The sequence below is a fragment of the Acidobacteriota bacterium genome, assembly GCA_016716905.1.
Classification (GTDB): domain Bacteria; phylum Acidobacteriota; class Vicinamibacteria; order Vicinamibacterales; family SCN-69-37; genus SYFT01.
This window is the reverse complement of the sequence record JADJUS010000022.1, coordinates 609,230-634,322: the sequence shown is the minus strand read 5'-3', so window position 1 is coordinate 634,322 and position 25,093 is coordinate 609,230. Positions and strand designations below refer to the sequence as shown.

The following is a 25,093-nucleotide window of genomic DNA, read 5'->3' as shown; positions in this document are numbered from 1 at the left end:
CTTACGAAAAAGCCAGCGTGAACGTGGTGGCGTAGAGGTTCTGGTCGTCGAACTGCAGATGGCCGAAACGCCGCTCGAAGGGAAATGCCGTTTCTCCGGCGCGAGGCTCCGGGCGCGTCAGGTCCTGCAGGCTCAGCAGCGCAATCAGCGACTCAACGATGATGACCGGCGACACATGTTGACCCAGGCAGGCATGCCGGCTCCAGCCGTACTGCAGATAGTGTTCGCGCGGACGGTCAAGGACAAAGCTGTCCGGGTCGGGCACGTCTTTCATTGCCGACCCGTGCGAAGCAAATATCAGCGTGCCGGCCGACATTGGACGGCCCTCCGCAATGCGGGCACCATCCGTCGCGCATCGGCGCAGCAGGACTTCACCTTGCGGACGAAGGCGCAACGCCTCCAGGCAATATTGGTGGAGTGTTGCACGGCTCTCTTTCACGTCCGTGCCATCCACGATGTTGCGCGCCATCTGCGCGGCCTCCGCAAACGTGCCGGCACGTGCACCAGGCGTCGCCGGCGGAGGGTATTCGCCTTCTTTCAGTCGAAGCAGTGCATCAACCACGCGGCAGGTGGATTCCTCCTGTCCTGCCACGGCACCGACGATGGTGCCCATGACGTTCTCGGCGATGCGCAAGTCGCTGACCAGGCGGGGATCGAGATCAAACGGGCGCTTTGCCGTCGGCGTGGATTTCCCGAGTTGGAATCGGACAAGGCGCGTGAGCATCGTGTCCTCCACCGGGAGCCCATCGATGATCCGCTTACGCTGGATGCCCACTTCCCGCAACAAGTAGGCAAGCAGTTGCCGGCACGCCCGCAGGCCCTGAGCCTGCACCACGGGGTCCTTCTGGACGTTGTTGAAGAAGTGCTGGAAGGCCGCTTTGATCCAGCCGTACATCACCGCCTCATCCGGGATGACGCCGTCCGTCTTGCTCAGTGCGGTCTCGGCCTGGCCCTCGATAGCTGTGCCGTAGTACTTCAACATCTCCGGTGTCAGCTCAAACACACCGGGCTGTGCCGCGACGGGCACGCCGAGGTACCGATGCCCGAGTGTCACCGGCACGAAACGCGCCAGCGCCTGCACCACATCAATCGTCGGCCTCCCGCCGGCCGACCGCGCGGCCGCAACCGCCGCCTCGACGCGCCGCATGCACTCTTCGTGCACCAACGTGGTGATGAGCTGCGCATCTTCGCGTGTGCACACTGCTGTGAGCAGGCGCTTGTCTGGTTCGTACACCGGGTCGTTGTCCGTGCTCAGGATGAACGTATCGAAGCCGCCGTTGTACGCCGGCGACATCACCTTCTTCATCTCGACGCCGTACGGATCGACCGTAAACTCCTGGTCGCGCCGAAACACGTCGCGCACCGCGTTGCCTTCCACCACGAGTACCGGCCCGAACACCGGCTGGAAGAGCTTGCCGGCCTTGCGCACCTCTGCGAGCATGTCGAACGCTCTGAACTTCAGGAAGAACCCGATCACCGTGGCCACGGCCCGGCCCTGGCGCAGTGCTTGCACCTTGATGCCCTGAAGCTCCTGCGTCTCGGCCTCGGTCAGGGTGCCAAGCTGAGCCTTGGCCGACAGCTCCTTCAGTCGCACCATCGGCACCGGGTTGGCTCCGACCGCCCGCTCGATCGTGGCGAAGAACGACTGCAGCGACCCGGCGAAATCGTTCTTGAGGAACGCGACATCGGGCACGGCGGGGTCCTGCTGCGCTCGCGCAGTCTCCAGAGCACTGACGATGGAGTAGTCGAAAGTCAGTCGCATAGGCACATCCTGGAAAACGGTGGCAGCAGGATAACAAACAACGCAGTAAAGTTGGCGGATGGCCCTGAGTCACGCAATCGCGCTCGCCCTGTTGCTGGTGCCCGCTGGTGCGGGGGCGCAGGCCACACCAGGACAGATCGCTGGCAGGACGGTCGATGAGAGCGGCGCGCCGATTCCGGGCGCGTTCGTGACGGTGCGCTCGTCGAAGCCGGTTGCGGGACAGGTGGAACTGGAGGTGTTGTCCGATGAGTCCGGCCGCTTCCGGTTCGACGGCATTCCACCCGGGCCGTACCGGGTTGCAACTCATCTGTTCGGTTTCCACCTGACCATCTCGAACGTCGAGGTCCCGGTGGCCCGCACCGCAGATGTCGCACTTGTGATGATGGCCGCTCCGATTGTCGAGTGTGTGAAGTCCTTCCCTGCGACGGGCGAGTTCAGGACCCGGAGCGGCGATCAGCTGCCAACGGCGTACCTGACCGTCGCACGTGACGGTGGCCGTGCGCGGAGCTACGAGGTGCTGCCGACGGGGCGGCCAGATCCCTGCTTCTCGCTGGCAACCGCGGACCACGTAGTCCTTGATGTGTTCGGTTACGGCGAACAGGTGCTCAAGCGCGCCGGACAGGATCCGTCAGCGCTGACGTGGCAGGTCGCGATCGATCCAACGGCGGCGTCCCTGGCCGGCCGAACGAAGCCGGGACCGCCGCAGGGCCAGGTGCGCGGGCGGGTGTTTGACGTGTTCGGCGCGTCCATTCCCGACGCGTCGGTCCTTTTTCAGCCGGTGGACCCGCGATCCGGCCTGACGGCGTTTGGAGCCGTGGCGGATGCACGTGGTCGATTCGATTTTGAGGGCGTGCGCATTGGGACCTATCGCGTCACGTGCCGGGTCCGCGGCTATGAAACCAGCGTGGCCGTCCACGAAGTGAGGCCTGGCGTACAGAACGAAGTGACGCTGATCGTGCGTGCCGCGAAGTAGGGGTCTGGGGCTTAGACTTGACCTTCAGGGAGCGATGACAATGCGGTCCAGCCTATGCCTGTTCCTGGCGTCGTTGGTGGCATGGGCCCAGGCCCCGTCCCAGCAGCCAGTCTTCCGAACGTCGTCGATTCTCGTTCGTGCCGACGTGATCGTCACCGACAAGAACGATCGGCGCATTCACGGACTGACGCCGGCAGACTTCATTGTGAAAGCGCAGGGCGTGCAACAGCAGGTCAGCGAGTTCGAGCACGTCCTGGTTCGGTCAGAGCGCCGCAATTTTTCGTTGGACAACCCTCCAGCCCCGCAGCCACGGGAGTTCTCGAACTTCGGCGCCACCGCGGGAGGACGGACGTTTGTCTTCATGATCGGCTCCATCTCCGGGGCGTACATCGTGCAGACCAAGCGTGTGCTGACGGAGTTCCTGAATACCCTGTCGCCGGAAGATCTCGTGGCCGTGAGTTACCAGACCCGTTCGGATCTTGGCGTGGACTTCACGTCCGACCCCGCGCTGATCGCCCGGTCGTTCAACCGGGTCACTGAAGCGGCCGCTGGCTTTTCTGCAGGCCGGGCAGAGCTATGGTTCCGGAACGTCATCCGATCCATGCACGGCAGTCGGCACACCCGACGCGTGATCGTGTACGTCAGTGAGAAGCCGCCGTTCCTCCACGCGAATCCAAAAGGCCGCGCGCTGGATTCCGAGTTGACGATTCCGAATGACCCCACGCTGGATCTCGAGTTCACGACGATGCTCGGGGAGCTCAGGCGAGCGGCGCAGATGAACATTCCCGTCTACACGATGGATCCCCGCGGGCTGATGGCGCCTGAACTGGCGCTCGAGGGGCCCATGGAGCAGCAGACGCCCGAGCGACGGAAGGCCGTCAATCAGGCGGTGTTCTTCGACAAGCAAGGCATGAAGACCCTCGCTGAGAACACAGGCGGACGGGCTTTCACCGACAGCTGGGATGGCCGGAACGCCGCGCGAACGCTGCTGTCCGACAACAACGATTACTACGTGCTCGGCATCCGCCCCGAACCGTACAACCCGGATGGCAAGTTCCACGAGCTGGATATTCGCGTACGGATCCCCGGCGCTCGAGTGCGCTCGCGGCAGGGATACGTGGCCGAGCCGGTCTCGAAAGCGACCGGGCCGTTTTCGGAAGACGACGCGTTGAGTCAGGGCATGCCGGGCGGCGACTTGAAGTTGGTGGGTGATGCGGTGGTCGAACTCGCGGCCGGCGCTCCGGGGAATGTGAAGCTGGCGTTGCGGGTTCGCTACGATGACCCTCCGGTGCTGGCCCAGAAGGGCGACCAGCTCACTGTCCGATGGATTGCCATCGACGCCGACGCAGAGGTCAGGGCATCAGGTGAGGAGACGGCCCAGGTGCCGGCAACAACTCCGGTTCCTCCAGGCGGCGTGCCCATAGACATACGCCTGGAAATTCCTCGCGGCCGCTCGACGATTCGAGTGCTCGTCACAAGCGCCGCCACAGGCACTCGCGGCTGGCTCCACATCCCCATCCAGGTGACGCTCCGCAGGTAGGCGTGGCGGTCCGTAGCTCGGCCTGTTCCTCAAGGCCGAGGATCTTCATCGCGCGTCCGCGATATGATGCGCGGGCGGTTGCATGTCACTTAATCCCGGAGCCCGGTTGGGCGCGTACGAAATTATCGCTCCACTCGGCGCAGGCGGCCCCGCCGCCGCTGAACGCTCCCTGCGGTCGCAGCTATGGCGAGGTCTCGCCGAAGCCAACCAGAGGCCACGCTAATGATCGGCCGGCAACTTGGGCCGTATCAGATCGTGGCCAAACTTGGCGCAGGCGGAATGGGTGAGGTCTATCGCGCCCGCGATACCAAACTGAATCGCGAAGCCGCGATCAAGGTGCTGCCAGAGCTGTTCGCCCATGATGCGGAGCGACTGGCGCGATTCACGCGCGAAGCGCAGACCCTGGCGTCGCTCAATCACCCGAACATCGCGCAGATCTACGGCGTCGAGGAGTCGGACGGCGTACGCGCGCTCGTCATGGAGCTGGTGGACGGGCAGGACCTGTCCGAGATCATCGCCCGCGGCCCCGTGCCCCTCGACGATGCGTTGCAGATGGCGAGGCAGATTGCCGAGGCGCTGGAGGCCGCGCACGACCTGGGCATCATTCACCGCGACCTCAAGCCGGCGAACATCAAGGTGCGCCAGGACGGCGCCGTCAAGGTGCTGGACTTCGGATTGGCGAAGGCCGTCGATCCCGCCGGCGCGTCCGGCACGAACGCGGCCAATTCGCCCACACTCACAGCCCACGCCACGCAGATGGGGATGGTCATCGGCACGGCCGCCTACATGTCGCCCGAGCAGGCCCGCGGCAAAAACGTCGACCGGCGCGCCGACATCTGGGCCTTTGGCATCGTGCTGTACGAAATGCTGACGGGCCGCCGTGTCTTCGAAGGCGGCGAAATATCCGACGTGCTCGCCGCTGTACTGCGTCAGGACATTGATTGGACGGCGCTGCCGCCTGCCACGCCGCCGCGCATCCGTCGCCTGTTGGAGCGCTGCCTCGATCGTGACGCGCGCGGCCGGCTGCGCGACATCGGCGAGGCGCGTGTGGAGATTGCGAAGACACTCGCTGGCGCGGCCGACAGCGGCACGTCGATGGCGGTCCCCGGCGCGACCGCGTCAGCGCCCGCACCCACCTCGCGCCGCCTGATCACCAGAGCCGTTGCGGCTGTTGTGGTGGCCGCGGCGTTGTTTGGCGCGTGGTGGGCCGGCCGGACGTCGCACGTACCGCAGGGCACCTGGGCGGAGTTCACGCAGCTGACCGACGCCTCCGGCGTGGAAAACAGTCCGTCGGTTTCTCCAGACGGCGGGTCGTTTGCGTACTCGAGCAACTCGCGGGGAACGGCCGACATCTACGTGCAACGCGTGGGCGGCAGGAACCCCGCGCTTGTGGCCGGCGACCCTGCTCGCCATGAAGTGTGGCCGGCGTTTTCGCCTGACGGCAAGCAGATTGCCTTTAATGAAGGCGGTGGGCGCGGCGGCATTTTCATCGTGGGCGCCACCGGTGAATCCGCACGCCGGCTCACCGACTTCGGCGCAAATGCTGCCTGGTCGCCCGACGGCACGCGCATCGTCTTCAGCGCCGAGGAAGTGGGCAGCGTGTACTCCCGCAATGGCGTCAGTCCGTTGTGGACGGTGGACCTCAACGGCGGCGCGCCGGTGAAGATCGACGACGGCGATGCCATCCAGCCGGCATGGTCGCCGTCCGGGCAGCGCATCGCGTTCTGGCAGACCGTGGACGGCCAGCGCGATCTCGCGTCCATTCCGGCCGCCGGCGGGCTTCGTGTGCCGGTGACCGACGACGCGGCCGCGGACTGGGCGCCGGTGTGGTCGCCCGACGGTCGCTATCTCTACTTTGCGAGTGACCGCGGCGGGTCGATGGGGATCTGGCGCATGGGCATCGACGAAGCATCGGGGCAAGCCACCGGCGCTCCGGAGCCCGTGGCGGTGGGTGTGGACGTGTCCATGGACCTGCCCCATCTGACGGCGGATGGCGCGTCGCTGATCTTCAGATCGATGGTGACGTCGGTGAACCCTGCGGCCATCGCGTTTGACCCGGCCACCGAGCGGGCCGGGAGCGTGACCATGCTGCAGCGCCGCACCGGGATTCTTGCGCCGCATGATGTCTCGGCCGACGGCCAGTGGCTCGCCCTCGGAAACCTGCGCGAGCGTCGAGAGGACCTGTTCGTGATGCGGTCGGACGGAACCGAGTTGTCGCGCGTCACCGATGACGCGGCACGCGATCGGTTTCCACGGTTCACGCCGGATGGGGCGTTGGCGTTTTATTCCAACAAGGAAGGGCCGTACTCCGGGTGGCTGATTCGCCGCGATGGGGGTGGCCGAACCCGGCTCACCGGGCCGATGGGCGAGGTGAATTACACGGCCGTGTCGCCCGACGGGCGGCAGCTGCTGGCAACTTTGATGGGCGGGAGCTGGCTGCTCGGTGCGATGCCCGGTCCCCTGACGCGCGAGACCGCGGTTCTCATCAAGTCCCCAGTGGTGGCCGGGAACCTGTTCGCTCCCACCAACTGGTCTCGGGATGGCCGCTGGCTGGTTGGTTATCTCGTGACTCCGTCCGGGGGGTTCGCCGGCAACGGGCTGTACAGCCTGGCCGCGGGCACGGTGACGCGCCTCAATGATGTCGGGGGCGGGGAACTGGCCTGGATGCCCGATCACACACGCGTGCTGTACATCACGCCCGATAGCGATCTGATGATCCAGAACATCGTCACGCTCAAGAGTCGTCGCGTGGATGTGAAGCTACCGCTGCCGCCTGACGGCGACTTTACGATCGTCGCCTCGCCCGACGGCCGAACCATCTATTACGGCGCGCAGCAGGTGGAAGCGAATATCTGGAAAGTGGCCGCGCCCCAAGCCGCTAAGAAATAGCCCCTGGTCTACCTCTTCGGGTACCGGGTCTTGTTTTCGGAGGCCGGGTCTTCCGCCTTCGCTGAAGCTTCGGCGGACCGCCGTCGCCTTGGCGCAGGCTGGTCAGACCCGGCATGTCCTTCACGCCAGCGCCCGAAGCCGGATCTGCGCCAGGGTGGCGGCCACGACGATGGCGCAGACCGTCACCACTGACCACGCCATGAACTGGCCGTAGGCCGCGCGGCCCATGAGATCGAACATCGAAAAGCCCATCACAGCGAGCGCGGCGCCGCTGGCCACGCGCCAGGGCAGAAGCAGTTCGCGCCATCGGTCGATCACGCACACCACCGCAGGAGTGCCGAGCAGCAACACGTAGTCCCATCCCTGCGGCGAGATGAGCGGAATGAGCAACAGCAGGAACGCAAACTCCGTATAGTCGGGCTCCAGCACTCGCTTGCGCTGCCGCCACATGGTGGCCGCGACCGCGAGAAGCAGGATCACCGACGTTGCAGCCAATACAGTGGCCAGCGTTCCAGGACCGATCCACTTCGCCCACATCGATGCCAGCGACACGTTGTCGCCGCCGAGTAGATTCGGCGCCGTCGAACTGGTCACGATGTGCCACCACTCGCCGAGCAGCGCCAGGTTGCCGGCCCATCCGTAGAGCACGGCCGGCAGCAGCAGGCCGGCGAGGATGACCGCGCCGGCCACCAGACCCGGCGCCACGCCATACGACACGAGCATCCACGGCAGCAGAATCACTGCATACGGCTTGATGAAGATCGCCACCGCGAAACAGCCGGCGGCCAGTCGCGGTGCTTCCAGCTGCAACGCGCCGAGACCCGCAACAAGCACGATGCCCAACAGCAGGTTGGATTGGCCCAGCACCAGTTCGTGCATGTAGAACTTCGCCAACAGGATCAGCGTGACCACGATGAGGGAGCGCTCAGACCAGCGTCGTTCAGGGAGCGCCACCACCGACCAGCGCAGCAAGAGGATGAGGCACGCACACGACAGCGCAAACCAGGCGACGCGCGACGAATCATGCCCAAGGATGGCCATCGGCGCCATGGCGACCGCAAACGCCGGCAGGTACTTGAATGTGTAGTGTCCGTCGGCAGCCTGATACAGCGGCTCGGCGGCCATCGCGCGGCGGCCTGCCGTGCGGTAGACCTCGAAGTCCACCATCTCGCGGCTGATGCGCGTGTTGTACGCGGTCAGGGCCAGCGCGATCAGCAACACCGGCAGCAGCAATGGGCGCAGCGCTGCAAAGAGGCCGTGGCCACTGCCGGAGTTGAGCATCTGCGTCATGGTACCCCTGAAATTCGCCGGGTCTTCAGACCCGGCTACAGGGATGTAGACACCGCCGGCCCCGCGATGGCGATCGCCGGACCGTAGCGCGGCCTGGGCCTCAAGGCCGCGACACTGCGATGGCTGTGGTTACAATGCCTCGTGTTCAAAATCCAGTCGTTGGTTCCTGGCGTCCTCACCGCGGCGGCACTTGCCGCGGCCGGCTTCACCCTGGTGGCACAGACACCGCAGCGCCCAGTTGGCACAGGCCGGATCACAGTAGATGTGAACAAAGACGGCGCGGCCATCCCGCCAACGCTTTACGGCATCTTCTACGAGGAGATTAATCACGCCGGTGATGGCGGCCTGTACGCAGAGTTGGTGCGTAACCGGGGCTTCGAGGATGCGAACCTTCCGCCCGCCTGCGTCCGCGAGGGCAGTTTCATCGTGCCACCTCGCACCGCACACTTTGATACCGGCCAACCGAGTAACTGGCGCCTCCGCTGGGATGAAACCAACCCGCATCCCGCATGGACGATTGAGCCGGCCACCGGCGCCACGGCTACCATCGGCCTGTCGGTGGAGCGTCCACTCAACGACGCCACACCACATTCACTTCAGGTGGACACCACGGCAGCCGGCGCGCGTCTCGTCAACGCCGGTCACTGGGGGATGAGGTTTGTCCAGGGCGATGGGTATCGCCTCAGCTTTTTTGCGCGCGCCGAACGTCCGATGACCGTGACGGCCCTGCTGCAGTCGGCCAACGGCCGAACACTGGCCCAGCGGCCGGTGACCATTCCTGTCGGCAACTGGCAGAAGCACGAAGTGCGCCTTACGGCGGAGGGCAGCGAAGCCTCGGGCCGCCTCGCGCTGCGATTCGACACACCGGGCCGCGTGTGGCTCGACATGGTGTCGTTGTTCCCCGAGAAGACCTTCAAGAATCGCCCCAATGGGGCACGCCCCGACCTCGCGCAGGTCATCGCGGACATGAAGCCGGGTTTCATCCGTGGCCCCGGCGGCTGCTTCGCCGAAGGCATCACGGTGGAAAGCCGGCCGCAGTGGAAGCGATCGCTCGGTCCCATCGAGCAGCGCCCTGGCACCTACAGCCCGTGGGGTTACTGGAGCACCGATGGCTTCGGCTACCACGAGTTCCTGCAGTTCGCCGAGGACGTGGGCGCCGACGCACTTTGGGTGGTCAACGTTGGCGTCTCATGTTCCTTCCGCAGCGGTACCTTCCTGGACGATGCGGAGGTGCCGGCGCTGATCGAAGACACGCTCGACGCGATTGAGTACGCGATTGGACCGGTCAGCAGCACCTGGGGTGCGATGCGCGCGAAGCACGGCCATCCGGCGCCATTCCCCCTGAAGTACATCGAGATCGGGAATGAGCAGCAGGGCGCACGGTACGGCCAGCGCGTGGCGCAGTTCTACAAGGCCATCAAGGCGCGGTATCCGCAGATGCCGGTCGTGCTCAGTTCATGGATCGCCGGCCTCGACCGCCGTGCCATCGACGCAGTGGGGCCCATCGACATCATCGACGAACACGCCTACAAGCCGGTGAACTGGGCGATCGAAAATTTCGACAGCTTCGCCAGTTACAAACGTGAGGGCTGGGATCTATACATCGGCGAGTTCGCGACCAACGCCGGCGTCGGGCGTGGCAACTGGATTGCCGCCATCAACGACGCGGCCTACATGATGAGCGTCGAGAAGAACACCGATCTGGTGAAGATGGCGAGCTACGCGCCGCTGCTTGAGAACGTCAATCACCGCGACTGGGAAGTGAACATGATCCACTTCGACAGCAGCCGCGTGTTTGCGCGCGCGACCTACTTCGTACAGAAGTTGTTTGCCGAGAATCTGCCGTCGGTCTCGTTGCCGGCGACGGTGGCGTACGCCCCGGTGGGAGACAAGGCGATCGACGGCCCGGTCGGCCTCGGCACCTGGAACACGGCAGCCGAGTTCCAGGACGTCCGCGTCGAGCGCGATGGCAAAGTGGTGCACCAGTCGAATTTTGCCGGCGCGCCTGCGCCATGGTCGCCGGTGACGGGCCGTGGCCAGGGGTCGCGCGGCACGTGGCAGGTCACGGAAGGGGCGTATCGCCAGAGCGCGAATGAAGTGGCGTTTTCGTACCTGACGGGATCGAGTGCGGCGAACACGACGATCTCGCTGAAGGCGCGCAAGATCTCTGGCGCCGAAGGTTTCCTCGTGATGGGTGGTGAGGTGGACGGCCGTCGCGTGCAATGGAACGTCGCCGGGTGGGGGAACACACAATCTGCCATCCAGGCCAGCGACGCCATCGTCGGCCGCGCGGTCCGGCATCGGATCGAGACGGGCCGTTGGTACGACTTGCGCCTCGAGGTGCGGGGCCGCACGGTGCGTGGTTACGTGGACAACGTGCTGATCAACGAGGCGACGTATCCGCGCATCGATACCGTACTGGCCATCGCGGGCCGCGATGATCGCACCGGCGAGGTCATCGTGAAGGCCATCAACACCGGGCCGGATGCGGCCGCGATGACGTTTGATTTCGGCGCGGCAGCCATTGCGGCGACCGGGACCCTGACCACGATCACGTCGGCGAATCCGACGGACGAGAATTCGTTTGAGGAGCCGCGGAAGATCGTGCCTGTCACCACGACCGTGACCGGGCTTGGCGCCACCTTCACACGCACGCTGCCGCCGTATTCGCTGACGATTCTGCGACTCGGCCGGCGCTGAAGCCGCGTCGCGCGTCCTGTGGCGGACTTACCAGCGGCGCGTCACACTGACCATTTCGACGATCATGGTCTGCCGAAAGTGCTCGTCCTTGTTACCGGTCACGCCCTTGCGCGAGTACTCGAATGTCCCGGTCATTCGTCCAAGCGTGTCCACGCGTGCGCTGATGGTGCGCACGGCGCTCTGGCACACGCCCGAGCAGTCCCAACACTGCTGACACAGGTCGGCGGTCAGCGCCGCCCCGGTCCCCTGCAACTCGCCGGCCTGCACCGTACCCGCGACCGCGTGCGACATCACCGAGCCGATGAACTCTGCGCCCGTCGCTGAAAACGCCATCGCGAGGATTCCGCCCGTCGGGAAATTGTATCCACCTCCACCAATCTGGCATTCACCCGTGCAGGAGAGCGTTCGATAGTAGCCCTCCCATGTTCCATGGAAGGCGCCCGGCCGCTCGGCCGGAGTCTGGCGCACCGCCGACCTGAACTTGACCGTACGGCTGAAGCTGCGGAAGGTGGTGTTGGTGTACGTCATCGAACCGGTGAGGCCTGTGGCGGCGTCGAACCGCAGGTCAATCGCCGACACGGCGGTCCGCACGGGGTAGGTGCTGTTTGTCGCCACGCTGTACCCTTCTGCGGTAAAGGCGGGTGTGCCAGTCGCGGCAGGCGCTGAGACGTTGACCGTGGTGCGCTCTTTGTCGAGCAGCACCAGCACACCCTCGAGGCCGAACCCGGCCCCTGTCAACGTGAGCATGAACTCGGCTGTCTTCGGTCCCGTGCAGTCGCCGCCCTGTCCGGTGCAGCTGGTGATGTCGAACAGCCCCCGCCACTGCTCCACGATTGCCGTCACCACCGTGGGTGGATTGGTGGCCGCAGGAGGCGCAGTCGGTTGCGTCGGCGACTTGGAGCATGCCGCCGCAGCGATCATCAGCGCCAGCCAGATTCGTCGTTTCATCATTGGCGAATCACCATTGTCAGTTCGATGGTCAGCCGTTCCGTAAAGGGCGACTTGACGGTGACTGCGCCACGTCCGGAGTTGTAAACGCCTTCGCTGTATACGCGCATCGTTCCGGTGAGGCGACCGATTGAATCGAGCGATCCAGTGAACGATTCGAGCCGTGAGAGGGTTGTGCCAAGGCCAATCTCATCGAGGGCGCCCAGCCACTCCCCGGTCAGGCTGATCGCGCTGCCGTTGACGGGCCCTGACACGTTCATCGTGCCGTACACCCCGTCCACTGCGTTGCCGGTCTGATTCAGATTCAGCACTAACGTGACGCGCGATCCAAGGGTCCGATTGGGACAGGTGCCCTCGCACGATCGCAGGGTCCCGAACCCCTCGAACGCTCCTTGAAAAATTCTTGGCGTGTCCGCGAATGGCTGGCGCGAGGCCGACCGGACCGTGGCCTTCACGGTGTTCACCTCGGACTGGGTCGTCTCACGGATCTGAAGAGTGCCGGCAAGGCCTGCGGTAGTGTCCGGGCGCACCACGAGCTCTTGCACCTCCAGCGCACGGAAGCTAAAGGTCGGAGACTCGGACTGGTACGAGCCGGTGTAACGCACGGCTCCGTCGGGCTGCAACTGACCAGTGACCGCGACGGGAAAACTAGGGATCCACGCGGTCTGCGACTGAAGTACCCCGGCGAGTGACTGGCCCAGAGTGCCCGTCCGAAGCGTCATCTCGATCAGGTCCCCGGTGACGCCGGTTGGGCACCCCGACCGTGAGCTGACACACGAATCGATCGTCAGATACATCGTCCACGTCCCACTCTGGGTCAGAGGGTTGACCGCGGGCGGCACCGGTACCGGTGGAGTGGGGGAGGTCGGACTCGACGTCGAGCCACAGGCTGCACTGGCAGCCAACAGCACGCTGGCAAGCACGACTCGGTGACGTCGGCTCGTGCCCGTTCCCACGCGAGGAGTGTAGCGCCAAACCGAGGGTTCAGCCGACTCCCTTGACCTGCGGATGAATCCAGCCGCCGGCCGGCCCGATGAGCCGTTCGGCTTCCGGCGGTCCCCAGGATCCGGCGTCGTATTCGTACGGCGCGTCACTGCGAGTGAGCACGGGCTCGACAATGCGCCAGGCGGCCTCAACGCCGACCTCGCTGCCAAACAGCGACCGCTCCCCGCGCATGGCATCGCCCAGCAGCCGCTCGTAAGGCGCCATCTCATCGCTGCGAATCCGGCGGGCGGCCAGCCACGCATCTTCACCCACCATCGCTTCGCCGGGCGTCTTCACGCGCGTCGTCAACGAGATCAGGACGTCCGGGCTCAGCCGGAAGCACAGTTCATTGGGGTGGCCATCCGACGCCTCGTCAAAGATGGAGTGCGCGGGATGTTTGAAGGTGACCTGCACCTCCGTGACGGTGGCGGCCAGGCACTTGCCGGCGCGGATCCAGATCGGGACCCCGGCCCAACGCTCGTTCTCGATCGCGAGTTTCGCAGCCACGTAGGTTTCCACTTGGGAGTCCGGGGCCACACCTTTCTCGGCGCGGTAGCCGCGATACTGGCCGAGCACCATGTCAGATGCACGCAGAGGGCGAACGGCGCGCAGCAGCGCGACCTTGGCTGCGTCGATTGCTGTGCCCGTGTTCGCGACCGGCGAATCCATGGTCAACAGCGCGAGGATCTGGAGGAGGTGATTCTGAAAGACATCACGAACCGCGCCCACCTCTTCGTAGAAATGCCCGCGCTCGCGCACGCCAAAGGTTTCCGCCATCGTGATCTGCACGCCATCAACGTGCGCAGCGTTCCAGATGGGCTCCAGAAACGCATTCGCAAAACGGAAATACAGCAGGTTCTGGACCGGCTCCTTCCCAAGGAAGTGGTCGATGCGGTACGTGGCGTCTTCAGGGAACGCTTCGTGAAGGGTGGCGTTAAGGGCCTCGGCGGACGCCAGGTCGCGGCCGAAAGGTTTCTCCACCACCACTCGAGCACCGTCGGCGGCACCGGAGCTCTCCCTCACCCTCGCGAGAAGTTCGTCATTCGTCCACGGTGGCCGTGCGACCGCGATGACTGGTACGTTCAGATTGCCGCGGCGCTCCATGGCCTGCAGCGCCGGAAAGATCTGCTGATACGCGAGGTCGCCCGTCGCTCCAAACAAGACCAGGGCGTCCGAGTGCTCCATCGGCTACTTGTCCCCCGGGCGCTCGTGATGACCGCCAAACTGATAGCGCATGGCCGAGAGCAGGCGGTTGGGAAAGTCGTCTTCGCCCCGAGAACTGAACCGCTGGAACAGCGCGGCGGTCAGGAGCGGGGCCGGGGTACTGCTCTCGATAGCGGCGGCCGCGGTCCAGCGCCCCTCACCCGAGTCAGACACGCGCCCGGAAAACTGCTTCAGGTCCGGCTGCTCGGCGAGCGCCCGAGCCGTCAGGTCGAGAATCCAGGAACCGATGACGCTGCCGCGTCGCCAAAGTTCGGCCACGTCCGGCAACGGAATGTCGTATTGAAAATATTCCGGATGCTGAAGCGGCGCCGTCTCGGCATCCTTGGCGCGCTGCTGTGCGCCGACATTGGCGTGCGCCAGAAGGTTGAACCCTTCCGCGTATGACTCCATCAACGCGTACTCGATGCCGTTGTGCACCATCTTCACGAAGTGCCCGGCGCCGGGGGCACCGCAGTGCAAGTACCCGTGCTCGGCCGTGCTTTGCCGGGCAGCTGCACCTTCTGTCCGCGTGGCCGCATCAATGCCCGGCGCCAATGTCGCGAAGATCGGATCCAGATGCGCAACCGAACCGGCGTCTCCGCCAATCATCAGGCAATAGCCCCGCTCGGCGCCCCAGATCCCGCCGCTCACACCCACATCCAGATAGCGGATGCCGCGCGCATCCAGCGCCTTCGCCCGGCGAATATCTTCGATGTAATGCGAGTTCCCTCCGTCCACGACGATGTCGCCGGGTTGGAGGTGGGGAGCCATCGCGTCGAGTGTGGCTTCGACGACCGCGGCCGGCACCATGAGCCAGATCACCCGCGGTGTCGCGAGTAACCTGGTGAACTCTTCGAGCGACTGCGATCCGGTGGCGCCGTCCTGCACCGATGTGGCGACGCTCGCGGCCTGTGAATCAAACACCACGCACTGGTGGCCGCCACGAAGAAGGCGACGCACCATGTTGCCGCCCATGCGTCCGAGACCAATCATTCCAAGTTGCATCGCTGGTGGGGCTCCCTATCCGAGTATGACACTTGATGATCCTGCGGCGTCCTCATCGACCCACCAGGTCAGTGTCCCTTCGGCGGATCGAAGGCGGGCCGCCGGAAACAACGCGGGGTCAGCCGTTCCGCTCAGCACGTGACGGAGCGCACTGGCCTTGTTGGCCCCGGCGACGAGCACGTGAATGTGGGCGGCTCGCGTCAACACCGGCATGGTCAGCGTGATGCGCGTGGATGGCGTGGCCGGCGCGCTGACAGCCACCACCGATCGTGCCTGCTCCTGGAGAGATGGAGATCCTGGGAAGAGCGATGCGGTATGCCCGTCCTCGCCGAGGCCAAGGAAGATGAGGTCGAAGCGCGGGACGTCAGTGCCGAAATGCCCGCGCAGTACCCGCTCGTACTCTCGCGCCGCATCCTCGGCCAACGGGAACGTCGTCGGCATCGGATGGATGTTTCCAGGCGGACAGGGAACATGGTCGAGGAGCGCCTCTTTCGCCATCGTGTAGTTGCTGTGCGCATCGCCGGCAGGCACGTAGCGCTCATCGGCCCAGAAGACGTGGACGCGCGTCCAGGGGATCGCGTCGCGAAACCTCGACGCGAGCAGGGTGTACAGCGCCTTCGGCGTGCCACCGCCTGACAGTGCCACAGCGCATCTGCCGCGGCTTTTCACGGCATCGCTGATGATTGTCGTTGCCGCCTCGGCCACTCGAATACTGAGCGCACCGATGTCGGCGGACACGCGCACTTCCTCATGGCTCACACGGCCAGCATACGTCGGGCCCCGCATTTTTCGGCATAAGCTCTGGGCATGACACCCGCTGAACGTTGGCAGCGCGTCCAGGACCTCTGTGAGCAGGCCGAGCGTCTGCCCCGCGCCGATCGCGAGGCGTTTTTCGCAACGGCCGATCCGGAGCTGCGCGATCAGGCGAGGGCGCTGCTGGCTTCGCTTGAGGCCGAGGAACAGGTGCGCGGCGATCTTCAGGAAGCGCCCGAGGCCGGCACGCTTCCGCTACCCGAGTGGATTGGCCCCTACCGCATTCTCTCGTTGCTGGGTCGCGGCGGCACCGGCACGGTGTACGCCGCCGAACGGGACGTCGCTGGCGTCGCGCACCGCGTGGCGCTCAAACTGCTGCATCTGCACCTGAGCGACGGCGAGCCGGCTGCCCGCTTCGCGCGTGAGCACCAGATGCTCGCCGGCCTCGACCATCCCGGTATCTGCCGGGTGCTCGACGCGGGCACCACCGAAGGTCGCCAGCCGTATCTGGTGGTGGAGTACGTCGAGGGCCAACCCATTGACGAATACGCCGACAACGCGCGTGCCGGCGTGGACGACCGAATTCGCTTGATCGTTGCCGCGTGCCACGCTCTGCATGCGGCCCACACGCGCCTGATCGTGCATCTGGATCTCAAGCCGCAGAATCTGATGGTCACAGCCGGCGGTGCGGTGAAGCTCCTGGATTTCGGCACCGCGAAGCTCCTGGATGCCGAGGGCGCGCTGACCACCACCCGACAGCTCACCCCGCTCTACGCAAGCCCGGAGCAACTGCGCGGCGAGGCGGTCACTACCGCGTGCGACATCTACAGCCTCGGGCTCGTGCTCTACGAGCTGCTCTCGGGCACATGGCCGTTCGGCAGTCGCAATTCCCTGGTCGGCGTCGCCGAGCGCGCCACCGGCGCGACCACCGGGCGGCGACTCGACGAGGTGGCTGACGCCGGCGTGGCCGAGCGCCGCGGCCTCTCGATTGAACGGTTGCGCGCGGTGCTTCGCGGCGACATCCAGTCCATCGTGATGAAGGCGCTCGCGGCAGCGCCCGGTGATCGGTATGCGAGCGCCCTCGACTTCGCGAACGACCTGCAGCGCTATCTGGATCGGCGTCCCGTGCTGGCGCGCCCGCAGACCGCGATGTATCGACTGCGCAAGTACAGCCGCCGTCATGCCGGGTCGATTTCGGTGGCCGCCGTGCTGGTGCTGGCGCTCTGCGCGACGCTTGGCTACGGGGTGTGGCAGCAGGTGCGCGCGGTCAGGGCCGGGCACCGGGCCGAGGCGACCGCACGTTTTCTCTATGCCCTCATTCAAAGCGCCAATCCTGCGTACGCGGGCCAACGCCAGATGACCGTCAGCGATCTCGCGGACCGCGCAAGTGAGCGGCTCGCGGCTGACTCCACGCTCGACGACGAAACGGCTGCCACACTGGGCGCGACCCTGGCGTCGTTTGCGTTTTCCATGGGCCGTGAGGCGTCCGGTGAGGCGATGAGCCGGCAGGCGCTCGCGCGCGCTCGCGAGAGCGGAAGCGCAACAGCCCTCGCCAACGCGCTGAATCTGGTGGGCGGCATGGCGCTCAGCCGTGGCAACTGCCAGGAGGCGGTGGCCTACGATCGCGAGGGCTCCGCAATCCTGGCGAGCCGCCCGCGAGAGCTCTCCGTCGCCGATCGCGCGTCGTTCCTGGTCTCGTCGGGGCAGATCAAGGAAACGTGCGATCGTGACTTCCCGGCCTTTCTGGCGTTGACCACCGAAGCGGTCGAGCTGAGCCGGACGATCCCCGATACAGAAATGCCGAGCGCCATGCCGGCGCCGATCTTCAAGGCGCTGGTGATGAATGGCCACGCGCTGGCGCTGGTCCGGAACCAGCGCTCCGCAGAGGCGCGAGGAGCCGTCGACGAAGGGTTGCGGTCCGCCGCGAGTCACCCCGACGGCCGCAGCGCCAGGATCGCGCTACTTCGCACACGCGCGTCGATCGAGTACGCCGAGAAGAAGGTGGTGGAAGCCGCGGCCGCCCTTGAAGAGGCGGCCGATCTGGCGCGAGGCCACGCCGGGCCATTTGAGGCGATCCGCCTCCAGGTGCAAGCGGCGCGGCGCTGGGCCGAAGCCGGCGACCGTCCGCGCGCGATTGGTCTCACCGACCGCGCCCTGCTCGAAGCGGACGCCGCAGGGGATTCGATTCGCCAAACGCGGTGGATGATCCTGGTCGACGCGGCGATGGCCTACCAGAACGCCGGCCAATGCCCGCGCGCCCTGGTCGTCGCGCGCGATGCCGACGCCGCCAGCGCCGGGCCAATGCCGCCGCAGTGGCAGGGCAATCGGATCTCGGTGGATGCCCTCTGCTGGGACGAGGCTGGGCGCCGGGATGAAGCGAGGTCCAGAGCCGCCCAGGCGCTCGACATCCTGAAGCCGTTTCTCTCGCCCACTTCGCCCTTCAAGGCACGGCTTGAGGCGGTCGCCGCCAGGTAAGACTCGGGCGACATCCGAGATGTTTGCCCTAAGTAGTCACAACGATGGTATCATTGTGCCTACAAAGGAGCGGAGAATATGACCCAGGTAGGCGTCAGGGTTCTGAAGGCCCAGTTGAGTGAACACCTGCGGCGAGCCCAGGCCGGGGAACGCATCCTGGTGACGGACCGCGGAGTGGTGATCGCCAGTATCGGCCCCGCCGAAACTCCCAAAAAGTTGGAGTGGGCGGTCAGGTTGGTGGCGGCAGGAAAGGCCCGGTGGAACGGCGGCAAGCCGGTGGGGCTCCATCCGCGCATCCCGCACCGCGGCGGCACGCTCGCGTCGGCGATGATCGTTGAGGACCGTCGTTGACGGTGTACTTCGACTCAAGTGTGCTCGCGAAGCTGTATCTCGATGAGCCCGATTCAGAGGAAATCGAGGCCCTGGCCCGGGCCGCCACCCTCATCGCGACGTCTTCGATCGCGTACGCCGAAGTGTGCGCGGCGTTTGCCAGGTGCCGGCGCGACGGCAGGCTTTCGGACGTGGAGTACCGGCGTGTACTGCGGCAGTTCGACGCCGACTGGAACGCATTCCTGACGGTCGACGTGAACGACTCGCTCGTGCGGTCGGCGGGCGCCCTGGCCGGGCAACATGTGCTGCGCGGCGCCGACGCCATTCAGTTGGCGTCGTTCGAGCAGCTGCTGGCGAGCGCCGAAGGCGACGACATCCAGTTCCTCTGCGCCGACGATCGCCTGTCCGAGGCGTCCAGGAATCTCGGGTAATCGCTGCCTACCGGCAGCGCATCGCGCCAATGCCGGACACGCCGTCGTTCGCATCAAGATCGCGGGCCGCTTCGGTCGGCCGATCGGTGGCGATCAACTGCAGGCCCGTCTTCGCGAATTCGGCATACCGGTCGCGCCGGTCGCGCGCAAACCGACCATCCCACGACGAGGTCGGAGAGCCGAGTGTGCCGAACATGGCCTCAATTCCCCGGGCGGCAAGCGCGCCGTTGAGCGACGGGTTGGGGGCTTCGGTGCCGGTCCAGGCCAGCACCCGCGTGAGATCGATGCCGCGGCGTTCAAGGGCGCTGATGTCGCGCGGCTCGTCCATGGAGACCGACAGCATCATCTCCGGCGCCAGTTTATGCACCCGCACAGCCGCATCGTCGCTATAGGTGATGAAGACCACGCGTGAGAGTGCGCCGGCGGATCGCACTTCTGCGAGCACGTCTTCGTAGGGCACGCCACGTTTGACGTCGAGTTCAAGGATGGCGCGGTCCTTTGCCCAGTCGAGGGCCTGGCGCAGGGTCGGTGGCCGCGCGTCCAGCACGGTGCCGGCCTCGTCCTTCAAGCGTAGTTGTTGGATCTCCGCCAGCGTGCGGCTTCGTACGGGACCCGATCCGGTCGTGGTGCGGTCGAGCGTGTCATCGTGCATCAACACCAGCGCGTTGTCGCGGGTGCGGGCGATGTCGATTTCGAGCAACGCCGGTGCGAGCCCCGTGGTGTGGGCAAACGTCTCGATGGCGTTTTCAGCGAATCCGGGCACCGGGCCGCCGCGATGCGCACCGACCACGGTGTGGCCGCTCTCGCGCAGGCAATTGAAGAACGCCCCCACGTCGGATGGCGCCATTGGCGATACCGCTGTGGCGGTTGCCGACTGGGCGGGCGCTGGTGGTGGCGCGGGTTGCTCAGCACACGCGACCTGGGTGAGCAGCAGGAGGGCGAGCAGTCGTCGTGTCATGAGCGGGATTCCGGAACTGTGACGCAGCCATGGTAAGTCATCGGGCTTAGAATGAACGCACCCCATGTCGACCTTGCCGCCCGGAACCCGCGTCGGTCCGTACGAAGTGCGGTCCGCCCTTGGTGCGGGCGGCATGGGCCAGGTGTTCCGCGCGTACGACACATCGCTCCACCGGGAGGTCGCGCTGAAGATACTGCCGCCCGACCTCGCGGGTGACGCGGAGTACCGGGCCCGGTTTTCGCGTGAGGCTCGCCTCCTCGCGGCGCTGAATCACCCTCACATCGCGCAGGTGTACGGACTCGAGGATTCAGTGGCCGGTCCCGCGATTGCGATGGAACTCGTGCCCGGTCAGACCCTGCGCGATCGCCTGCGCAGCGGTGTGTCACGCCCGGAGGCGCTGCGGCTGGCGCATCAGATTGCGATGGCCCTCGACGCCGCGCACGAAAAGGGCATCATCCATCGCGATCTGAAGCCCGCCAACATCATGGTGACGCCGGACGGCGCGGCCAAGGTCCTCGATTTCGGCATTGCGAAGACGTCGACGGCGCCAGAGTCCACGGCCGAGCACGACACCATGATCGCGGTCACAGTGCAGGGCGCGGTTGTCGGCACGCCGGCCTACATGAGTCCGGAACAGGCGCGCGGGCAGGCGGTCGATCGCCGCACCGACATCTGGGCGTTTGGCTGCGTCCTCTACGAACTGCTCGCCGGCCAGTCCGCGTTCAAGGGCGAATCTTCATCCGATTTGATTGCCGCCATCCTCGAACGCGACCCGGACTGGCGCGCGCTGCCGGCAGATACGCCCGTCGCCTTGCGGCGCCTGCTTCAGCGCTGCCTCGAGAAGGACCGCCGGCAGCGCCTCCGAGATATCGGCGACGCGTTGGACGACCTTGCCGCGCCGTGGGGCGCGCCCGATGCCACCACGCCGGTCACGCGTCGCGCGATGAGTGGTGTCATCACCATCGCGCTTGTCGCGGCGGCGCTTGCAATTGGATCGGCGGCCACGTGGTGGTTGACGAGAAGTGGGCCGCAGGGATCGACGGCCCTGGCGCCATTTCCGGTACGATTCGCGCTGCCGGCTCCCACCGGCGCACTCTACGGCATGGGCATCGAAGCCACGACCGTGTCGGTGTCGCCTGACGGAGCATCCGTGGCATTCGTGGCATTCAGGCCTGGTGTGCCGTCGAACATCATGCTGCGGCCGCTCGCAGATGAGACAGCCCGTGAGGTGCCCGGCACGGATGGGGCCACCTCGATGTTCTGGTCACCCGACGGCCAGTCGCTCGGCTTCTTTGTGCGAGGACAACTCAAGCGCGTGGAGATGTCTGGTGGGGCGCCCGTGAAGGTGTGCGACGTGCCGATCACCGTCGGCCTGTCGGGCAGCTGGGGACAGCAGGGCGACATTCTGTTCGCCACGGTTCAGGGTGCCCGCATTTCCAGGGTATCGGCTGGCGGGGGCGTCCCAGTGGAGGTGATGGCGGCGCCGGACGGGGGCGGACGTGTGCTGTGGCCGCGATACCTGTCAGACGGACGACGATTTCTGTACACCCAGCTCACACCAGACTTCCAAGGCCGGATCATGCTGGCCGAACCGGACGGCCGCAGCACACCCCTGGTCAGCGCGACGTCACAAGCGCAGTGGATCGACCCCGATTGGCTAGTCTTTGTGCGTGAGGGGACCGTGGTGGCTCAGCGCGTGGACCTCGCGGCAGGCCAGACGGTGGGCGAGCCCGTGTCCATCATCGGCCCTGTGCCCTATTCCGCCGCCACGGGCTGGTCGAACGTCGCGGCCTCCACGAATGGCACGATCGCGGTGCAGTGGCACAGCGATGAAAGCCGGTTGGCCTGGTTCGATCAGGTGGGGAAGGTACATGGGCAGGTCGGCAATCCCGGCACGTACAACACCGTTCGACTCTCACCTGACGACTCCACGTTGCTCTTTACACGCACGCGCCCGGAACTCGGTACCCGGGATATCTGGAAGACGGACCTCTCACGACCCGGCATCGAGGCGCCCGTGACGACCTCACCGGGCATGGAAACCGGCGCGGCCTGGCTGCCTGGCGCCCGAGCCGTGGTGTTTGCCGCCGCTCAAGGCGGCCCACCGAACCTGTTTCACAAGGACCTCACCTCCGGCGTCGAACGACGACTGCTCACGTCACCGAGATTTCAGTTTCCGAACGTTGTCACTGCGGATGGCTCGCAGATTATTTACCAACAGCGCACTGAACTCGGCGACTGGGACCTGATGCTCGTCTCACTCGCCGACGCGAGCCGTGTCACTACGCTCTTCGCCGGCGCGTCCTCTGAACAGGACGCGCGCCTGGCACCCGATGGCACTCACCTGTCTTTCACCTCGGACGAATCCGGTCGGGCCCAGGTGTACGTCGCCGCGTTCCCGGTGACCGGTGCAAAGACTGCGGCTTCGAGTGCGGGTGGGTCCATGGCCCGATGGCGCCGCGACGGCCGCGAACTGTATTTCATTTCGAACGACAACAAGTTGATGGCGGTCCCGATCGATGCAGCCGGCGCGCCGGGCCAGGTCCGCGCGCTCTTCGACGTGCCCCGATGGCTCGAGTACGACGTGGCGAGCGACGGGCGCTTTGTGGCCGTCGTGCTCGAGGTCGTCGGCGCCGAGCAGCCGCTCGCCGTCTTCGTGAATTGGAGAGGTCGGTGAGCGCCGTGACCCCGGGTATCATGCGCCATGGCTCTACGCACACTCGTTGCTCTCGCCGTGGTCGCGGCCCAGACCGCCGGCTCCGCAGCACTCCCAACCGCCGTTCGTCGGGCCGCCGATGGCATCACAGCCGACCAACTGGCGCGTGACCTGGCGTTCCTGGCCTCCGACGACCTGCGCGGCCGGGCCACGCCGTCACCAGGTTTCGACCGCGCCGCCGACTTCATCGTCAATCGCCTGAAGGCCGCCGGTGTGACGCCGGCCGGCGACAACGGCACGTACCTCCAGACGTACACGATGATCGAATCGCGTGTGGATTCGGCCGCGTCGCACATCGAGATTGGCGGCAAGCGGTTTGCGCTTGATGCCGACTTCGTCCTGCGCTCCTTCTCTGGCCAGCCGCTGACCGGCACATGGCCCGTGGTTTACGTCGGCCATGGCTGGGTCATTCCCGACAAGGGCATCGATCCGTACGCCGGCCTGGACGTGCGAGGCAAAGTCGTGCTGACCCACGGACCGCGCGCCATGCCGAAAGGCGTGGTGATTCAGCAGTTCGGCCGTGTCACCGTGGGCGCGAGCAACGTGGTGGCCGAAGCCGTGCGTCGCGGCGCCGCGGCAGTGCTGATGATTCCGCAGACCAGCACGCAGCCCGGCTGGTGGCAGCAGTTGCAGCGGCAGAACCTGGTGCGACGGGAACTGGATCCCTGGGTGCCGTCGGCCTATGCCGCGGCCCAGGTGACGTCAGCTCTCTTGTCGCCGATGGGCACGGACGCCCTGATGGCGGGCGAACGCTTCACAATAAATGAAATCGTCGCTCGCGGTGACGCTGAAGACTATCCGGCCGCGTTCACGCTCAACAAGTCAGTGACGTTCAATATCCGCGCGTCCACTGTGCCGCATCGTCCCTACAACGTCGTCGCGAAAATTGAAGGCCGGGATCCGGTGCTCCGCAATGAGCACATCACCGTGATGGCCCACCTGGACGGCGCCGTGGGCACGCGCACGGTGGAGGGTGATGACATCTACAACTCGGCCGACGACAACGCCTCCGGCAGCGCCGGGATGTTGTCCATCGTCGAGCAGATGATGAAGAGCGAGCGCCCGAAGCGTTCGATGGTCTTCGTGTGGGACAGTGGGGAAGAAGTGGGGCTGTGGGGGTCGCGGTACTTTGTGGCGAACCCGCCGGTGCCATTGTCATCGGTGGTGGCGCACATCAACATCGACATGATTGGCGCCACGCGCGCCGCCGGATCCGCAGACGAGAACTCACCGGCCGTGCCCGGACCCAACGAGGTGTATCTGATCGGCCCCGGCGTCTTGAGCGACAAGGTCAATGCGCTCATCGAGCAGGTGAACCGAGGCTATCTCAACATGGCGCTCAATCGCGCGGACGATCGGTGGGACAGCGAGTTCTTCTATCCACGGACCGATGCTGGTCCGTTCCTCGAACGAGGCATCCTCACGATCGGCTGGAACACCGGGCTGCACCGGCGCTACCACCAACCGTCAGACGACGCCCGATTCCTCGATCCGAAGAAGATGGAAGCCGTGGCCCGTACGGTCTTTGCCACACTCTGGGCGATGGCCGACACCAGCGAGCGGCCGAGCATCGACAAGCCCATTCCCGTGTCGGTGCCCAGGCACGGGCAGCCGCAAGGGCGCCGATGAACAAGACGGCCGCCGGTCGTGCGCGCCGTGGACATTGACCGTCTGCGTCGGGTTCAGCTGTTGGTTTCAGGCGCGGGCGATCGAAGTTGAACCGCCGGGGTCGCGCCTGCCAGAGCCGGGTGGCCTCGACCTGTTCGTGTCGCAGGAACGTGCGGCCGCTGCTGGTGGTTGCGTAGAGTCGCTTTGCCCGGCCGCCCTGCACAGCCAACGGCGCTGAGACCGTGGTCCGAAGCAGGGCACGGCGCGTGAGTCGTTTCAGCGCGGAATAAGTCGCTCCCAGCGACACCGGCCGGCCGAGAAAGCCTTCGAGGTCTTCGTGAATCGCCACGCCGTAGGCGTGAGGCTCGAGCCGAACGACCGCAATCAGCGCGGCGATTTCGATGCGAGTGAGTCCGGACATGGGGTGTCTCAATCTACATATCTTCCTGTGACAGGAAGATACCTGAAAAGGTGAGGCCGGGGCTGGCCCGGTCGGCCGTGGCCGAATCCCGGCACAACCCCTGACGT

Annotated in this window: 17 protein-coding genes; 9 read left to right on the top strand and 8 right to left on the bottom strand. The window is 65.8% G+C overall.

The annotated features are described in order from the left end of the window. Position 1 precedes the first annotated feature (1 nt). A complete protein-coding gene (locus IPL75_18760; GenBank protein MBK9242238.1) occupies positions 2-1,762 on the bottom strand; it encodes a hypothetical protein in 1,761 nt (586 codons plus the stop codon). Between the two features lie 58 nt (positions 1,763-1,820). Here IPL75_18760 and IPL75_18755 point away from each other — a divergent pair, with 58 nt between their 5' ends. From IPL75_18755 to IPL75_18745, 3 genes are all read left to right on the top strand, one after another. After that, positions 1,821-2,735 (top strand): carboxypeptidase regulatory-like domain-containing protein, encoded by a 915-nt coding sequence (locus IPL75_18755; GenBank protein ID MBK9242237.1) that lies wholly within the window; start codon positions 1,821-1,823, stop codon positions 2,733-2,735. Between the two features lie 34 nt (positions 2,736-2,769). Beyond that, positions 2,770-4,275, top strand: coding sequence for a VWA domain-containing protein (locus IPL75_18750; protein ID MBK9242236.1), 1,506 nt, complete (start codon positions 2,770-2,772; stop codon positions 4,273-4,275). Between the two features lie 222 nt (positions 4,276-4,497). Beyond that, a complete protein-coding gene (locus tag IPL75_18745; protein ID MBK9242235.1) occupies positions 4,498-7,164 on the top strand; it encodes a PD40 domain-containing protein in 2,667 nt (888 codons plus the stop codon). A 120-nt stretch (positions 7,165-7,284) separates the two neighbouring features. Here the strand turns inward: IPL75_18745 and IPL75_18740 are convergent, their stop codons facing one another. Continuing rightward, on the bottom strand, positions 7,285-8,454 hold the full coding sequence (locus tag IPL75_18740; protein MBK9242234.1) for a DUF2029 domain-containing protein: 1,170 nt from the start codon (positions 8,452-8,454) through the stop codon (positions 7,285-7,287). Positions 8,455-8,595: 141 nt separating this feature from the next. Here IPL75_18740 and IPL75_18735 point away from each other — a divergent pair, with 141 nt between their 5' ends. Continuing rightward, the gene (locus IPL75_18735) at positions 8,596-11,154 is read left to right on the top strand and encodes a hypothetical protein (protein MBK9242233.1); all 2,559 of its coding nucleotides are present in this window, start codon (positions 8,596-8,598) and stop codon (positions 11,152-11,154) included. A 27-nt stretch (positions 11,155-11,181) separates the two neighbouring features. Here the strand turns inward: IPL75_18735 and IPL75_18730 are convergent, their stop codons facing one another. The 5 genes from IPL75_18730 to pgl are packed head-to-tail and all read right to left on the bottom strand — an operon-like array spanning position 11,182 to position 16,080. Next, positions 11,182-12,105: a hypothetical protein gene (locus tag IPL75_18730; GenBank protein MBK9242232.1), complete on the bottom strand. Its 924-nt coding sequence runs from the start codon at positions 12,103-12,105 to the stop codon at positions 11,182-11,184. Continuing rightward, positions 12,102-13,058: a hypothetical protein gene (locus IPL75_18725; protein MBK9242231.1), complete on the bottom strand. Its 957-nt coding sequence runs from the start codon at positions 13,056-13,058 to the stop codon at positions 12,102-12,104. Before IPL75_18725 ends, IPL75_18730 begins: the two co-directional genes overlap by 4 nt. Before the next feature lie 28 nt (positions 13,059-13,086). Beyond that, on the bottom strand, positions 13,087-14,271 hold the full coding sequence (locus IPL75_18720) for a glucose-6-phosphate dehydrogenase (NADP(+)) (protein ID MBK9242230.1): 1,185 nt from the start codon (positions 14,269-14,271) through the stop codon (positions 13,087-13,089). Positions 14,272-14,274: 3 nt separating this feature from the next. Then, the gene (gene gnd, locus IPL75_18715) at positions 14,275-15,294 is read right to left on the bottom strand and encodes a decarboxylating 6-phosphogluconate dehydrogenase (GenBank protein ID MBK9242229.1); all 1,020 of its coding nucleotides are present in this window, start codon (positions 15,292-15,294) and stop codon (positions 14,275-14,277) included. Positions 15,295-15,309: 15 nt separating this feature from the next. Further along, entirely contained in the window at positions 15,310-16,080 is a 771-nt protein-coding gene (gene pgl / locus IPL75_18710) for a 6-phosphogluconolactonase (GenBank protein ID MBK9242228.1), read from the bottom strand. Between the two features lie 21 nt (positions 16,081-16,101). Here pgl and IPL75_18705 point away from each other — a divergent pair, with 21 nt between their 5' ends. From IPL75_18705 to IPL75_18695, 3 genes are all read left to right on the top strand, one after another. Next, positions 16,102-18,522, top strand: coding sequence for a protein kinase (locus IPL75_18705; protein ID MBK9242227.1), 2,421 nt, complete (start codon positions 16,102-16,104; stop codon positions 18,520-18,522). A gap of 78 nt (positions 18,523-18,600) precedes the next feature. Beyond that, positions 18,601-18,873 (top strand): prevent-host-death protein, encoded by a 273-nt coding sequence (locus IPL75_18700; protein MBK9242226.1) that lies wholly within the window; start codon positions 18,601-18,603, stop codon positions 18,871-18,873. A 2-nt stretch (positions 18,874-18,875) separates the two neighbouring features. Then, positions 18,876-19,283, top strand: coding sequence for a type II toxin-antitoxin system VapC family toxin (locus IPL75_18695; protein ID MBK9242225.1), 408 nt, complete (start codon positions 18,876-18,878; stop codon positions 19,281-19,283). A 7-nt stretch (positions 19,284-19,290) separates the two neighbouring features. On the opposite strand, the gene IPL75_18690 is transcribed toward IPL75_18695, so the two are convergent. After that, positions 19,291-20,241: a glycerophosphodiester phosphodiesterase family protein gene (locus IPL75_18690; protein ID MBK9242224.1), complete on the bottom strand. Its 951-nt coding sequence runs from the start codon at positions 20,239-20,241 to the stop codon at positions 19,291-19,293. A 64-nt stretch (positions 20,242-20,305) separates the two neighbouring features. Here IPL75_18690 and IPL75_18685 point away from each other — a divergent pair, with 64 nt between their 5' ends. Then, on the top strand, positions 20,306-22,918 hold the full coding sequence (locus IPL75_18685) for a serine/threonine-protein kinase (protein MBK9242223.1): 2,613 nt from the start codon (positions 20,306-20,308) through the stop codon (positions 22,916-22,918). 27 nt (positions 22,919-22,945) lie between these two features. Further along, positions 22,946-24,586 (top strand): M28 family peptidase, encoded by a 1,641-nt coding sequence (locus tag IPL75_18680; protein MBK9242222.1) that lies wholly within the window; start codon positions 22,946-22,948, stop codon positions 24,584-24,586. Positions 24,587-25,093 lie beyond the last annotated feature (507 nt).

Excerpts from the sequence above, each read along its gene's own strand:
- IPL75_18720 (MBK9242230.1), bottom strand. The coding sequence starts at position 14,271 with ATGGAGCACTCGGACGCCCTGGTCTTGTTTGGAGCGACGGGCGACCTC.
- IPL75_18690 (MBK9242224.1), bottom strand. The coding sequence starts at position 20,241 with ATGACACGACGACTGCTCGCCCTCCTGCTGCTCACCCAGGTCGCGTGT.
- gnd (MBK9242229.1), bottom strand. The coding sequence starts at position 15,294 with ATGCAACTTGGAATGATTGGTCTCGGACGCATGGGCGGCAACATGGTG.
- IPL75_18755 (MBK9242237.1), top strand. The coding sequence starts at position 1,821 with ATGGCCCTGAGTCACGCAATCGCGCTCGCCCTGTTGCTGGTGCCCGCT.
- IPL75_18705 (MBK9242227.1), top strand. The coding sequence starts at position 16,102 with ATGACACCCGCTGAACGTTGGCAGCGCGTCCAGGACCTCTGTGAGCAG.
- IPL75_18745 (MBK9242235.1), top strand. The coding sequence starts at position 4,498 with ATGATCGGCCGGCAACTTGGGCCGTATCAGATCGTGGCCAAACTTGGC.
- IPL75_18730 (MBK9242232.1), bottom strand. The coding sequence starts at position 12,105 with ATGATGAAACGACGAATCTGGCTGGCGCTGATGATCGCTGCGGCGGCA.
- IPL75_18685 (MBK9242223.1), top strand. The coding sequence starts at position 20,306 with ATGTCGACCTTGCCGCCCGGAACCCGCGTCGGTCCGTACGAAGTGCGG.
- pgl (MBK9242228.1), bottom strand. The coding sequence starts at position 16,080 with ATGCGGGGCCCGACGTATGCTGGCCGTGTGAGCCATGAGGAAGTGCGC.
- IPL75_18750 (MBK9242236.1), top strand. The coding sequence starts at position 2,770 with ATGACAATGCGGTCCAGCCTATGCCTGTTCCTGGCGTCGTTGGTGGCA.
- IPL75_18760 (MBK9242238.1), bottom strand. The coding sequence starts at position 1,762 with ATGCGACTGACTTTCGACTACTCCATCGTCAGTGCTCTGGAGACTGCG.
- IPL75_18680 (MBK9242222.1), top strand. The coding sequence starts at position 22,946 with ATGGCTCTACGCACACTCGTTGCTCTCGCCGTGGTCGCGGCCCAGACC.
- IPL75_18740 (MBK9242234.1), bottom strand. The coding sequence starts at position 8,454 with ATGACGCAGATGCTCAACTCCGGCAGTGGCCACGGCCTCTTTGCAGCG.
- IPL75_18700 (MBK9242226.1), top strand. The coding sequence starts at position 18,601 with ATGACCCAGGTAGGCGTCAGGGTTCTGAAGGCCCAGTTGAGTGAACAC.